At 65.4% G+C, this 14,563-nt stretch carries 7 protein-coding genes; 1 reads left to right on the top strand and 6 read right to left on the bottom strand.

Annotated elements, in window-relative coordinates; all coding sequences use genetic code 11:
* Position 1: 1 nt before the first annotated feature.
* The 4 genes from IG178_RS01320 to IG178_RS01305 form a co-directional block, all read right to left on the bottom strand.
* A complete protein-coding gene (locus tag IG178_RS01320) occupies positions 2 to 2,440 on the bottom strand; it encodes an arylsulfatase (RefSeq protein ID WP_193210687.1) in 2,439 nt (812 codons plus the stop codon).
* Positions 2,441 to 2,463: 23 nt separating this feature from the next.
* Entirely contained in the window at positions 2,464 to 4,425 is a 1,962-nt protein-coding gene (locus IG178_RS01315; RefSeq protein WP_193210686.1) for an amidohydrolase, read from the bottom strand.
* Between the two features lie 32 nt (positions 4,426 to 4,457).
* Positions 4,458 to 5,213 carry a 2'-5' RNA ligase family protein gene (locus tag IG178_RS01310; protein ID WP_193210685.1) on the bottom strand — a complete coding sequence of 252 codons (756 nt, stop codon included), beginning with the start codon at positions 5,211 to 5,213 and terminating at the stop codon, positions 4,458 to 4,460.
* Between the two features lie 200 nt (positions 5,214 to 5,413).
* A complete protein-coding gene (locus IG178_RS01305) occupies positions 5,414 to 6,937 on the bottom strand; it encodes an arylsulfatase (RefSeq protein ID WP_193210684.1) in 1,524 nt (507 codons plus the stop codon).
* Positions 6,938 to 7,104: 167 nt separating this feature from the next.
* On the opposite strand from IG178_RS01305, the gene IG178_RS01300 reads away from it, so the two are divergent.
* Positions 7,105 to 8,082 carry an AraC family transcriptional regulator gene (locus IG178_RS01300; RefSeq protein ID WP_193210683.1) on the top strand — a complete coding sequence of 326 codons (978 nt, stop codon included), beginning with the start codon at positions 7,105 to 7,107 and terminating at the stop codon, positions 8,080 to 8,082.
* 31 nt (positions 8,083 to 8,113) lie between these two features.
* Here IG178_RS01300 and IG178_RS01295 read toward each other — a convergent pair whose 3' ends face one another.
* Together IG178_RS01295 and IG178_RS01290 are read right to left on the bottom strand one after the other, a co-directional pair.
* Positions 8,114 to 9,685, bottom strand: coding sequence for a phospholipase D family protein (locus IG178_RS01295; RefSeq protein WP_193210682.1), 1,572 nt, complete (start codon positions 9,683 to 9,685; stop codon positions 8,114 to 8,116).
* A 46-nt stretch (positions 9,686 to 9,731) separates the two neighbouring features.
* Positions 9,732 to 14,399, bottom strand: coding sequence for an Ig-like domain-containing protein (locus IG178_RS01290; RefSeq protein WP_193210681.1), 4,668 nt, complete (start codon positions 14,397 to 14,399; stop codon positions 9,732 to 9,734).
* Positions 14,400 to 14,563: the final 164 nt, after the last annotated feature.

Raw genomic sequence — 14,563 nt, 5'->3', positions numbered from 1 at the left:
GTCAGTCGCGGATCGCTTTCCGCTCGGCGGCGATCTGGTTGGCCTCGTCGGCGGCCTTGGCGTCCGCGGTGGCGCCGGGTTTGAGGTCGATGGTCACCGTCTCGAAGTGGCCGGTGAATTTGTGAGGCACATCGTAGTCGAGGGAGACCGGGGTGCCGGTGTCCTCGCCGACGTCCATGCCTTCATCGAGCGAGAAGCGGATCGGCGTGGTGCGCTCGATCTTGCCCTTGGCCACTTCCTTGCCGCCCGCCGTGACGGTGGCGGTGCCGCCCTTGCCGACCCCGCCGCCGTCGTATTCGAAGTCGACGACGATCTTGTGTTTGCCGGGGGCGAGCGCTTCCTTCGCCGCGATGTTGGTGTGCTCGATGTTGGCGAGGTTGTAGTGGAAGACGGGCTTGCCCTTGTCGAACATCAGCGCGTAGCCGCCGAACAGGCCACCCTGGGTGAGAATGACTCCGCTTTCATCACCCTTCGGGAGTTCGACCTCGGTGGTGATGGTGAACGACTTGTTCTTCACGTCGGGAACCGCGCCTTCCGGCATGCGGATCTGGCCTTCGTAGTAGGTGAAGCTGTTGCGTCCGCGGGTGAGGCTCGGACGGTTGGACGGGTCCATGCGGGTCGTCTTGCTGTTGTCGATGGGCAGGACGTCGTATTTCGCCGCCTCGGCGTAGAACGCGGTTTGCAGCAGCTTCAGCTTCTCAGGTTCCGCCTCCGCAAGGTCGTTGGCCTGGGAGAAGTCGTCGTTGATGTTGTAGAGTTCCCAATTGTAGCCGGTGATCGGATCCGCATCCGAGGCGGAGGGGTCCCACGGCGGCAGCACCGGGGTGGTGCAGGCCCACCAGCCGTTGTGGTAGATGCCGCGGTTGCCGAGCATTTCGAAGTACTGCGTTTGATGGGTCGATGGCGCCTTCGCGTCGCCGAATGAATAGGCCATGCTGACCCCTTCGATCGGCTTCTGGGCCACGCCGTTGACCGACGACGGTTGTTCCAGGCCCGAGACCTGGAGGATGGTCGGCGAAATGTCGATGATGTGATGGAACTGGCTGCGGACGCCGCCGCCATCCTTGATCTTCGCCGGCCAGGAAACGACCATCGGATTGCGGACACCACCGAGGTGCGAGGCGATCTGCTTGGTCCACTGGAATGGCGTGCACATCGCGTGGGCCCAGCCGACCGGATAGTGGTTGAAGGTCTTCCAGGTGCCGATGTCGTCCTCCTTGGCGAGGAGGTCCTTGATGTCCTCCTTGAGGCCGTTGAAGAAGGTCATCTCGTTGGCGAGGCCTTGCAAGCTGCCCTCGGCGCTCGCGCCGTTGTCGCCGACGATGTAGAACACCAGCGTGTTCTCGGTCTCGCCCAGCTGGTCGATCGCGTCGAGCACGCGGCCGACGTTGTAGTCGGTCTGCTCGAGGTAGCCGGCGTAGACCTCCATGAAGCGGGCATAGAGCTTCTTCTGGTCGGCGTCGAGCGTGTCCCAGACCGGGATCGAGTCGGGCGCGGGGGTCAGCTTGGCGTCCGCCGGGATCACGCCGAGTTCCTTCTGCCGCGCGAAGGTCTCTTCGCGGACCTTGTTCCAGCCTTGGTCGAACTTGCCCTTGTATTTGGCGATCCACTCCTTCTTCGGGTGGTGCGGCGCGTGAGTCGCTCCCGGCGCGTAGTAGAGGAAGAACGGCTTGTCCTTGGCGACGACCTTCTGGTTGCGGACCCACTTGATGGCCTGGTCGGCCATGTCGTAGTCGAAGTTGTAATCCGGGTTGCCGATGTAGGGGTCGATCGGCTTGGTGCCTTCGGTGACGTTCGGGCGCCACTGATTGCAATCGCCGCCGATGAAGCCGTAGAAGTGCTCGAAGCCGAGCCCGGTCGGCCAGAGATCGAAGGGGCCCGCCTGGCTGCTCTGCCAGTCCGGCACGTTGTGGTCCTTGCCGAACCACGACGTGTTCCAGCCTTTTTGTTTGAGCACTTCCGCGACGGTCGCGGTGTCCTTGCCCATGACGGTGTCATAGCCCGGGAAACCGGTGCCGCCTTCCATGATGCACGCGGTATGAACCGAGTGGTGATTGCGCCCGGTGAGCAGCGCGGCCCGGGTCGGCGAGCACAACGCGGTGGTATGGAACCGCGTGTAGCGCAGGCCGCCTTTCGCCAGGCGATCGAGCACGGGAGTGTTGCAGGGGCCGCCGAACGTCGAGGCGGCGCCGTAGCCGACGTCATCCAGCAGGATGACCACGACGTTGGGGGCTCCTTCCGGAGCTTTCACCATTTCGGGAAAGTCCGACTTCGAATCTTTCACGCTCAGCCCGATGCTGCCCTTGAAGGGCGGCGGCGGAGCGGGGAGCACCTCCTGCGCGAGGAGATGGCTGTTGATGGCCGCGCAGAACGCGAGGCCTGCGATGGCGGCACGGGCCGCGATCCATGGATTGGTTTTCATCGGATGTCTGGTTTTCATGGCGGTGGGGGAGGGCCCGAGCGTCAGCGGGCGGGTGGCGTGGACGGATCCCTGAACATCGCGGCCACGAGGGCCCGGTTGACCCGGCAACTGCAGCAGCCGGAGGCGTGGTCATGGTCGTGTCCGTCCGTCTCGGCGGCTTGCAAAACGAGGTGAGGCGAGGGTGCAGCGGATGCGAACCCGGTCGTTCGCGATGCGGCGGCGGTTTCGCCACCGTCCTTTCTCTCGGCAACCGGAAGGACGCGGCCCTCATGGACCGTTCCCCAGACGGCGATATCCTTGATCGCGTCCGCGTCGCAGGTGACGGGGTTGTCGTCGAGGATGGTGAAATTGGCCAACTTGCCCGTGACGATGCTGCCGAGTTCGTTCTCCATCTTCAGTGAATAGGCGGCATCGAGGGTGACGGCGCGCAGGGCGGCCTCGCGGCTGACGCGCTGGTCGGGCGCGGCCACACGTCCCGAGGTGGTCTGGCGGGTCACGCCGCACCACATCAGGAAGAGCGGATCCGCCGGTGCCATGGGCATGTCGGAGTGGTAGGAGAAGGAGATGCCGAGACGCTCCACGTCGCCCATGCGGACCATCTGGTCGGCCCGCTCGGGGCCGAGCCCGACCTCGCTGTAGTTGTCCGCGAGGGCCCGCACGTAGTATGGGTTGCCGCTGACGATGGCGCCGAGTCGCTTGATGCGCTCGACCTGGTCCTTCGCGCTGACAGCGAAGTGGACGACGGTCATCCGGTGGTCGAAACGTGGATTCCGACGAAGGTTCGTCTCCAGGGTGTCCAGCACCCGGTCGAGTCCGGCATCGCCATTGACGTGGATGTGGATCTGATAGCCGGCATCCCAGTAGATGCGGAAGGCGCGCTGGAAGACCTCCAGATCGGTCATCCATTCGCCCTTGTGGCCGTCGAGATAGGGCTCACGGACGACCATCAACTGGGAGTAAATGGCACCGTCGGCAAAGAGCTTCACCATCTTGGGGGCTTGGCTCGTCATGCCGTGGTACCAGGACGCGACCTTGGCGGATTCCTCAAGTACCTGCGCATCGTCGTCGTACTTGTCGCACAGGGTCTTGCCATCCACCATGAAGGTCCAGCGGAAGGGCATGGTGGGCTGCGAGAAGACGGCGTTGACGCCATCCTGCACCGGCTTCACGAGGATGCCGCCGGGCTCATTGCCGAAGGTGATGCCCTTCGAGTGCATGAAGTCGCGGGCGATCTCGAGCCCGGCCTGGAGCTTCTCCGGGGTAACGACAATGGTCGCGAGGTTGGTGGCCAAGGCGGCGAACATGCCCTGTTCCCAGAAGTGGCCCTCCTCGAAGCTCGACTGCTCCTGCTGCGACTTCGACCAGCCATTCATCACTTCCCGGGTGATGCCGGCGGCCTGCAGCGCAGCGTCGTTGAGAATGAACTCGTGGCAGGAACGCGCCCATACCACCACCGGTCGGGTCTTGCTGATCCCGTTGAGTTGCTCGCGGTTGATGGGACCGTAAAAGGCCGGGTGGTAGCCCCAGGTGACCAGGGGTTCCTTGGGGTCTTCCAACGCCTTTTCCGCTTCAGCGAGGCGCTTCATGAAGTCATCCTTGTCCTTCACCGCCGGGATGGTTTTCTCCGGCAGCACCCAGTCCTCGATGGCGAGAATCTCGGACGCCATCGTCAGGGCGGTCAGGACCGGGTGGTCGTGCTGGGCGAGGAACCCCGGGACGATCACCTTGTCGGCAAAGGTCTCGTCGATCCGGAACTCCTGCTCCCCTGCCCGTTGCTTGAGCGATTCCACATCGCCCGTGGCGAGAATGCGGTCGCCCACCACCGCGACCGCCTTGGCGATCGGGCGGTCCGGGTCGAGCGTGACGACCTCCCTGGCCGGATAGATCGTGATGGCCGGGAGTTCCTTCCAAGAGGCTCCACCAACGTCCTGGAGGGAGGAGGTTTGGGCCTGGAGCAGCGGAATCGAGAGGGCCGTGGCTGCCAGGATGGAGGTCGTTTTCATGGCGGTGGACTTCGTGGCGGGAGTGTGCAGGTTCACTTGAACTCCCATTGCTTGAGCTTCCTCGCCGCAGCGCCGAAGGGCCCGAGTTGATAGACGGCCGCGCCAGCGGGCGAGAAGGTGAAGTTGTCGAAGGGCTCGGCCATCATCTTCTCGATGTAGTCCTTGGGCGCGACGCCGGTGCTGACGTGCGGGTTGAAGTTCTTGCCGGACATCTTCGGGTCGAAGGTGGAAACGTAGTCGATCAGCGCCTGGTCCAGATCGGGGCTCGGGTGGGGGGCCGAGAAGGCGCTGACAGTGGCGGTTTCCACCGTGAACGGTTTGACGGCGGTGATGATGTCCGCCTGGAGTTTCACGATGGCATCCGTCGGCTTGGCGCAGATCCCGGCCACGCCCGTTTTCTCATCGGCCGGGGCGTAGTAGTATTTGAAGGCCTCCAGCTTCATCGAGGCGACTCCGGCATCCGCGAGGACCTTGCCGGCCGCGTCGTAGACCTTGTCGAGATCCGCGGTGCGGACGAAGCACTGCAGCAGGGTGATGTGCGGGCTGTGCGCTTCGTCGAGGGCGAAACCCGCGGGGTAAACCTTGCGCAGGCGTTCGTTGTTGGCCGCCGCGTGCTTGAGCATGGTGGCGTCCGGCTCCAACAGGATGTCGATGGCGGTGACGGGCGGTGCTTCCTCGCCCGCGGCGGGCTGGATCAGCGCGAGCACCGGAAGCAGGGCCATGGCCACCGATACGGCCGGGAGCAGCAGGCGGAACGTCGCTGCCATTCGGAAAACGAGGGTCTTCATGCGATGGCTGGTTTTCGGAACATCCGGCGGAGTGGAGAGAGCGTCAGCTCATCTCGACGAGGCCTTTCCATGATCCCGCCGGAGGACTTGGAAGGGGAGCGGAAGCCGGGACGACTTCCTTGGTGGTGAAGCAGGCCGCGCCCGCTTGTGGCGGGCGCGGCGTGGATTGACGGGGAACCTGCGAGAGGTTCCCTCGGGGCTTATCGACCCGGCGCGGCCGGGGAGCTGAGGGACTCCAGCGCCTCGCCGACGGTGAAGCTGGCGGGCTTCTGGCGCGGCGGGTATTCCTGGAAGGTCGCGAGCACCCGGGCCACCTCGGTCTGGATCGGGACCAGCACGTAGGCGCGGCGGTACCACCAGTCGTTGTAGTTCATGCCCTCGTCACCGCGTTCACCCGGATCGATCTTGAGATCGAAGAAGATCGGCGCGCGCAGGGTGGTGAAGGGGTGGCGCCAGACGTCGATGCCGGTCGCTTCCTGGATCATGAAGTGGGCCTTGATGCGCTTGCTGCGGACCGCGAGCAGATCGCCGTCGTCGCTGAAGTACATGAAGCCGGGGCGGGCGCTTTCCTCGGTCTTGCCGGCGAAGTAGTCGCCTTGGTCGAAGCCGTCGAGATGGACCTTGAAGGTCTTGTCGCCCGCCTTGTAGCCGGTGAGCAGCTTCTCCTTGACGTCCGGGGCGCCGGCGGCGGCCAGCAGGGTCGGCATCCAGTCCTCACCGGCGACGAGGTCGGTGAACTTGCTGCCGGGCTTGACGGTGCCGGGCCAGCGGATCAGGGCCGGCACGCGCCAGCCGCCGTCCCAGTTGGTGTTCTTCTCGCCGCGGAACGGGGTCGAGCCGGCGTCCGGGAAGAGGCAGACCATCGGGCCGTTGTCGGTGGTGTAGACGACGATGGTGTTCTCGGTGATGCCGAGCTGGTCGACGTAGTCGAGGAGCATGCCGATGGTCCGGTCGTGGTAGACCATGCCGTCGGCGTAGAGTCCGAGGCCGGTCTTGCCGCTATCCTCTGGCTTCACGTGCGTGAAGTTGTGCATGTGGGTGGTGTTGAACCAGCAGAAGAAGGGCTTGTCGGCCTTGACCGAGCGGTCGAGGAAGTCCTTGGCCTTGGCCAGCACCTCCTCGTCGATGGTCTCCATGCGCTTCTTGGTCAGCGGGCCGGTGTCCTCGATCTTGCCGTCGGCGAAGCTGTGGATGACGCCGCGGGGACCGAACTTCTTCTTGAACTCGGGGTCCTTCGGATAGTCCTCGTTCTCGGGTTCCTCTTCGGCGTTGAGGTGGTAGAGGTTGCCGAAGAACTCGTCGAAGCCGTGGTTGCTGGGCAGGAACTCGTCCTTGTCGCCGAGGTGGTTCTTGCCGAACTGGCCGGTGGCGTAGCCGAGCGGCTTGAGCAGTTCGGCGATGGTCGGGTCCTCGGGCTGGAGACCAAGGTCGGCGCCGGGGAGGCCCACTTTCGACATGCCGGTGCGGAAGGGCATCTGGCCGGTGATGAAGGCCGAGCGGCCGGCGGTGCAGCTTTGCTGGGCGTAGTAACAGGTCAACTGGCCGCCCTCCTTGGCGAGCCGGTCGATGTTCGGAGTGCTGTATCCCATCAGCCCACCGTTGAAGGCGCTGATGTTCCAGTAGCCAACATCGTCTCCCATGATGAAGAGGATGTTGGGTTTGTCTGCCGCATGGGCGGCGAATGCAAGTAGGCCGCAGAGCGCGGCGGTCAGGGTCGCTTTCATTTTGGTCAGCTTGGAATGTCCAGATGATGAGTCGCCCTCCTGGAGTTGATAGGATCCCTCGATCCGTTCAATCTTCAGGACTCCCTAACTAAAAACCAAGAAAGCGACCTAACCGTCATAACACGGAACTTGCTGCTGGCGACCTACTTCGCTATGCAAAATGCGAAATGCCCGCGATTTCACAACCACCCCCTGTGATCAAGGGGCGCTTGCCCTTCGATGAGGTCGATGAGTACGTCGACTCGTGCTCGGCGGTATGGAATCAGGAGTTCCTCCAGATGGACCGGGCGGCGGACGAGGGCAGCTGCCATTTCGTGACCGACGGCCACGCCCTGGTTTACAGCGAGCGATATCCAGCCACCGTCGCCATGCGTGGCTCCGTCGGGACTGGATTGGTCGCCTTCTGCCTGTCCGATGCCCGAGGTCGCAGCGGCCGATGGCAGGGAATGGAGCACCCGCCGAACGCGCTGGTATGGGCCGACGACCGGCTGGAGTTGAATCTACTCTTCCCCTCCTCCACCGGGAACCTGGTTTCTGTTCTTTCCGCCGAATCCTTCCACCACACCTTCGAGCAGCTCTCCGGCGGGACTTCGGACCACATGTTCCGCGATCAGCAGCCTTTCCTACAGGTCAACCCGATGCTCCGCGGTTGGCTCGAGAGCGCATGGCGGCGCCTGATCGTGTCGCCCCCGCCGACCGGCCAACTGGCGATGTCGGTGGTCGAGCCGCTGGTCGAAGCCATGGGGGGCGGTCTCCGGGCGAGCCAACTGGAGAAACGGCATGCCTTCCGGCTGTTCCGGCGGGCGGTGGACTGCTGCGAGGACTCCGGCTGGCAACTCTCCTCGCCGGGCGAACTCTCCATCCTGCTGGGTGTCAGCCTGCGGACCTTGCAATTGGCATTCCACGCGGCCTGCGGGACGACGCCCGGCCGCTACCTGAAAATGTTGCGACTCAATCACGCCCGTCACCTGCTTGCCCGGCTGCGGCCGGGGGACACGTCGGTGCAGGCGGTGGCCATCGAGTGCGGCTTCATGGAGTTCGGCCGCTTTTCCGGCGAATACCGCCGCCTGTTCGGCGAGCTGCCGTCGGAAACCCTCTATCAGCACTGGAGTCCTCCCCGCGAACGGCTGCCCCAGCTTTCGTGAGTCGGGGGAAGCAGGATCGAAGCGGCGGGCCTTACAGCTGGTCTTCGAGCGGCAGCAGCATGAGCACGCGATTGGTGAGGCGCCGGCTCCAGGTGGTTTCCGGATCCCGGCTCCAAATCCGGGTTGCGCCGTCCACCTCGGTTTGCCAGACCGTCCGCCCGCGCTCATCGAGCGTCACGTGGTAGGAGTTTTCCGGCCGGGCACCCTGATCGAGGAAGGCCTCGACCTGCTTGGCGAAGGCCGGGCTGCGGACGAGGATCCCGAACTCGGAATTGATGTCGGCCGACCGGGGATCGAGGTTGAAGCTGCCGACAAACGAGGTTTCCCCGTCGACCACGAAGGCCTTGGTATGGAGCGCGGCTCGCGAGTTCCGGGCTTGCGGGGAAACCTGGGATAGCATCGCCGGGGCGTCCGGGCGCAACTCGCGCAGCTCGACCCCGGCACGGATCACTTCGGAACGGCGCTTGCTGTAGCCGGCCTGCGCGGCGACCACATCGTTGCCGACGAGCGCATTGGTCAGCACCCGTACCTTCACGCCGCGCCGGCCGAGTTCGCCGAGTGTTTCAATGGCGGGCTCGCGGGGCACGAAATAGGCGGCCTCGACGCGCACGTCCCGCTTGGCGGCGGCGATCTCGGCGTGAAGGCGGCGGTTCATGGTGCCGTCGGGATCTTCTCCCCGCATCGAGGCATAGGTGTCGTGCAGCACCTCGCCGCGCGCCCAGACCATGCGCCCCATGATCTCGTCGATCCGACGCCGTAGGTCGGCGACATCCTGCTGGACCGGGAACGGACAATGCTCGGGCTGGATCCGCGAGCGCGTCGTCGCCAGCTGCCGGCGGAAGTCGTCCATGTCGGGCGTCTTGCGGACAAAGGCCTCGATCGGAATCGAGGACTCGCTGTTCCAAAACTCGTCGAAGGTTGCCGAGACCTGGCGCACGATCGGACCCGCCGCGGCGATGTCGAGGTCGCGGTTGTTGTAGTCCTCGTTCATGCCGAAGTACTGATCGGCGATGTTGCGGCCGCCGATGATGGCGCAGGCATTGTCCATCACCATCACCTTGTTGTGCATGCGCCGGTTGAGGGTCCCGAAGCGGGTCAGGAACTCCAGCGTCCGCTGCGAGCGGTGGCGGTGAGGGTTGAAGATCCTCACCTCGATGTTCGGGTGAGCGGCGAGCGAGGCCGTGGAGCTGTCGCGCTTCTTGAAGTTGACGTCGTCGATGAGGCAGCGGACCCGGACCCCGCGGTCGGCGGCTTTCACCAGATGGTCGGCAAGCAGCAGCCCCGCCGTGTCCGCGCTCCAGATGTAGTACTGGACGTCGAGGGTCTCCCGCGCGAAGTCGGCGAGGGCGATGCGGTCGACGAAGGCCTCGCGGTTTCCATCCAGCACCGCGAAGCCCGACCGGCCCGGGTGCTGCCGGGCCGCGGCTCCGATCCGTCCCGCGACCCCGCCGGAAGACGGTGTGGCCAGTGCCCGGCTGGGCGTGCGGGGCACATCCCGGAAGCCCGGTGCGCAGGCCGCGGTCATGGCAACCGCGATCCCGATTGCCATCCCCCGCAGGGCCACTCCCCTGCCCTTCCGGATGTTGAGGAGAAGTCGGTCCATCACCCTAGCAAGCTAGGTGGACCGGCCGTCGGATCGCAAGAACGGATCAAGGGACATTCACCCGCAACCGGTAGAAGCGGATCCCAGGAAGAGGATCGGAAAGATCTTCGACCATCATCTCGGCGCCGGTGCCCGCCATGGGCGCAGCCAGCGGTTGCCAGTCGCCGGTCGCCGGTGCGTCCTCGAAATCGACCACGTAGTGACGCTCCAAGCTGGTCGGGAAGAAAGTCCGGGGCGTCTTGCTGCCGGGTACCAGACGAATGGAGAATGCCTGCCACGCCCGCGGGTCCAGCGGATCGGTGTCGGTGACATACTCGTCGCGATTGCTCCAGCCGTCGCCGTCGGCATCGCCGGCCGCGTCGTCCGTGAACGGATCGAGTCCCCGGACGAGTTCCCAGGCGTCGGGAATGCCGTCGTTGTCATCGTCCGGATCATCCGGATCGGGAATCCCGTCGCCGTCGTGGTCGGCCAACACGCGGACCGTGATGGTTTCCTCCACCAATGCGCCGCCGAGGTCCTCCGCCCTCACGGTCACGGTCGTCACTCCCACCTGTCCGGGCAGCGGCGAAAGCGTCAGCCCGTTGCCAACCAGCACCGCCGACACCAGCGAGGCGTCGCTGATGCCCGCGACCGACAAGGTGAGCTCGTCCTGGTAGTCCGGGTCGTCGAAGACGAGGTCGAGATCGATCCACTGGCCGGGGCCGTTTTCCACCAGCGCGACTTCCCCGACTGCCAGGGCGAGCGACGGCGCATGATAGTCGATCATCCGCAACACGCTGCCGCTGATCACCTGCTGCGCCAGCCCCGGTCCTTGCCAGGCAACCGCCAGGTTGTCCCCGCCGCCACTATCCTTGTGGAGGACTTCAAGATAGTAGGGCCGGCCGGCCTCGAGCGTCACCGCGGACGACTTCTGGCTGGCAAACTTGTCCCACTGCTCCGGATCGGTCCAGCCGTTGACCAAAGCTATCCGCTGGCGGCCGACACCGCTGCGGTCGCTGCCGATCCAAAGCTCGCTGTTCTCATTGCTGGCAATCCAGAAGGTGTAGTCGCCACCCGCCGGAGGCACGATGAGCGTCGTCATCCGGGTGCCGAAGGAGTTCGCGCGGTTTGACGGCGCCGACAGCGAGCTTCGCACCTCTGAAGCCGACGGAGACTGGGGAAACGAGGCATTCGAAACCAGCAGGTCGACGGAGCTCCCGTTGATGCCGGTCCAGGTCTCCATCAACGCCCCCGGCTGCGAATCGACCGGCGAGCGGACATGGATCGTCACCGCCGTCGGCGAGTAGGCCCCCGCCGCGGTGTAGGTGAAGGCATCGGCCCCGCTGTAACCCGGCGCCGGCGTGTATCGCAGGACGCCACCGCCCTCATCGACCAGACTGCCGTGGGCCGGAGCCGTGAATGCCGCGATGGCCAGCCCGGTGCCGTGATCCTCGTCGTTCAAGAGAGGACGAATCAATTGCGAGCTGTCGCGGATGGCATCGACCTTGTCGGCGCGGGGAACGGCCGGCACCGCGACGATGCCGGTGACCACTCCGGTGGCATCAACCTCGAACCGGTAGTCGCGGTCGTCCACCGTGACCCGCTCGATGTAGCCGTTGTCATCGCGCTCCAGCCAGGCGTGCCGGGTGTGGAACGCGGCGTGTTTGTACGGCGTCGACACCCCTTCGGTGTCCTGCATCACGACCTTGTTCATGCCGCAGGAGATCCAGTCGAGGAAGGTCAGCACCTCGGTCAGGTTCGCCTTCATCGGTTCGATCCCCTGCTCGACGCCGCGGTTCCAGCGGTCGATCGCCCCGGTCAGCCTTGCCTCGCCGTGCGCCCAGTGGTGGTTGGCCTGGGTGGCCATCGCTTCCTGGGACGCGCCGAGGAACCAGTCGATGTTGCCGCGCATGAAGGAGAGACTCTCGAAGGCGCTGCCGGGACCGCTGGTCCAGTAAGCTTCCCACGCCGCGTCCCAGTTGGCCGCCACGCCATCCCAGTGACCTTCCGCCAGGAAGCGCGCCTTGGTCACGTTCCAGTCCCAGAAATCCCGGTCGTCACCGGCCGCGCTTAGCACATCCGGGCCGGCGGCGAGCGTCAGCATCTGGCCCTTGCGCCGCCACAAGTCGGAGTTGGCGCGGCTCGACACGTAGCCGTCGAGCGAGTGGGTCACCTCATGGCCCATGACGAAGGTGAAATAGTCGCCACGCTGGACTTCCGAACCAAAGTAGGCGACCGCCGCCGCGTTGAGATCGGCGGCCCACTCGGTGACGTTGCTGCCTTCGCCGAAGTTGAAGGTATTCTTCGCGCCGCGGAACGAACTGACCCAGCCGCCCCGCCCGTCGCCATAGTAGTGATCGAGCGTGATCGCCGCGTCGGGGAAGGACTCGCGCGGCTGCAGCTTCATGAAATCGCGGATCGCCTCCAGCTGCCCGGTGCTGCCCCGCTGGTTGTCGCCGACATGCAGCGCCATCTGCAGATAGATCTCCCGCCGCAGTCCGGTGAGCCCGACGGCATCGGCGACCGCCACCCGGTGGCCGGGGGTGTCCGGCAGCATCTCGTGGAGCGTCATCAGGTTCTGCCCGGCGATGCTCGGCAGGTGATGGTACTCCACCGTGTCGAGCGGCGCGCCCAGCTGGAGGAAGCCGTACTTGTTCGTGTGCGAGACCAGACGGCTGAAGGCATCCTGCCGCTCGCTCAGGGTCGCCGCGGCCATGTGGGTGAGGATGTTGCTTTCGGCAGCCTTGATCTCGTTGAGCAGCCGCTGGCCGTCGGCCTCGAGCGCGGCGCCGAGCCCGGTCGGATGGGTGTCGTAAATCGCCTCGATCGCGGCGATGCTGTCGGCCACCGTCGCGGCTTCCCCGTAGGCGATGCTGGTCTGGCTGCCGGCATGGCCGCCAACCAGCGCATCCAGCACCCCGTCGCCATTGAAGTCGGCGAAGTCGATCATCGCCCCGTCGGTGACGGCCTTCATCCCGATCACCGTCCCGCTGCCATCGACGACCGTCAGCGCCCCGTCGCTGCCGGGGAGGCCGGCCCCCGCCGGCGGATCGAACCAGTAGTCGATCGATCCCCAGTTGATGCCGCGGACGTAATCGCGGACGCCGTCGCGGTTGAGGTCGAAGACCCGCGGGAACAGGTTGTAGGAATTGCTTTCCAGCACCTGATAGACATCGGGATCGAACAGCGGGGCCGTGGCGGTGCCGAGGTTCCGGTAAACCCGGGACTCTCCCGAGAAGCGGCCCATCAGCAGATCGACCAGGCCGTCGCCATCCCAGTCGGCGGCATCGAAGCGCTGGTCCGGAAGCACGAAGTCGCCGCCCGCCGCCGACGGCACGACGGTGGCCGCGGCGTAGACCGGCACCTGACCGGCGGGCGCGGTGTTCCGGAACACCCTTACTTTGCGCGAACTATCGACCACCACCAGGTCATCGATCCCGTCGCCGCTGAGATCCGCCAGCGCGATCAGCTTGTTGCCGCTCAATCCGATGTCGGCCCCGTCGGCTTGCACTTTCACCCCCGCCGCGAATACCGGGGCACCCGGGCTTCCGGTGTTCGCGTAGCGCCAGATCCCGCTCTGATGGCCGATCAGGAGATCCCGGTCGCCGTCGCCGTCCCAGTCGATCGCCCGCGGCATGCGCCAACCGGAGAGCGCGATCGCCGCGCCGCCCGCTTCCAGTGCCTGGAAGTCGCCGAAGCTCGTGGTCCGCTTGTCCGCGTCCGGCAGGGCCGCGCCCTTGATGGTGAGCTGGACCCGGTTCGCGGTGAAGCCGCCGCGACCATCGGTGATGCGCACCTTGAACTCGTCCGGGCCGACATATCCCGGGGCGGCTTCATAGGTGAAAGATCCGTCGCCGTTGGGAGTCACGCTGCCGTGGGCCGGCTGGCTGAACGAGGCCACTGCGAGGCTGTCCTGCTCGGCATCGTAAGCGTAGCGGCTGACGAGCACACTCGCCGTGCCGAAGGGCCCGCTGCTTTCGCCGTCCCCGGCCACCGGCCAGGTCTTGGGTGCATGGTTGTCGCGCAGGGCGTCGCGCGTGGCGGCATCGACCACCGCGCTGAACACATGGATCTGGTCGATCCGACCTTCGAGGCCCGCCGGAGAACCGTTGTCCATTCGTCCCATCCCCGTGATGGCACCGCCGCGTGGACCGGTCGGTCCGCTGGCCGTGACCGCCGGATCGCGATCAAGATGAACCGCCACCTCGCCGCTGGCGGCGTCCCGGCTGAGCACCACGTGGTGCCAGCGGCCATCGTTCACCGCCTTCACCGATCGCACCACGGCCACGCCATCGACACCCATCGCGATCCTTCCGCTTTCGTCGATCCACCCCCACTGCACCCCGCCCGACCCGAACAAACCCGGCGCCTCGCCGGCACCCGCGGCACCGTTGCCGGACGTGCGGATCCAGAACGACACGGTGGCACTTCCACCGAGTACCGGAGAAAGGTCCGCCGCACAAAGCAGCGAATCATCGATCCCGTCCAGGCGGACCCCGGTATACTGCCGCCCCGACACCCAGGCTCCGCCATCCATGTTCTGAAAAGCCGCGTCGGCCCCTCCCACGCTGTCCGCGGCCACGGTCGCATCGCTGCCCCCGTGAAACGGACTGTCGTGCCAATCCGGTCCTTCATCGAAATTCCAATGATGGGCCAGCGATTCAAATCCCGCCCCGTCGACCGGCGACAGGCTCACGGTAAAAAGGGTCAGCAACGACGGGGAGATGGGTTTCACAACGGCAGCCTTACCAAGCCGGGACAAGCAACATCAAGTCTTCAATCGTCACCTTTTGACGCCAAAAGCTACCATTGATGAAATGCGACCCGCCGTAAGGACTCGAAGAATGCCTTCGAACCCACTCCAGACATGGCCACACGGAACCGTCCCCCCGGCTTGCA

The sequence above is a fragment of the Neoluteolibacter marinus genome, from assembly GCF_014904755.1.
GTDB classification, from domain to species: domain Bacteria; phylum Verrucomicrobiota; class Verrucomicrobiia; order Verrucomicrobiales; family Akkermansiaceae; genus Haloferula; species Haloferula marina.
The sequence above is the reverse complement of the archived record's forward strand: the minus strand, read 5'-3'. Positions and strand labels throughout refer to the sequence as shown.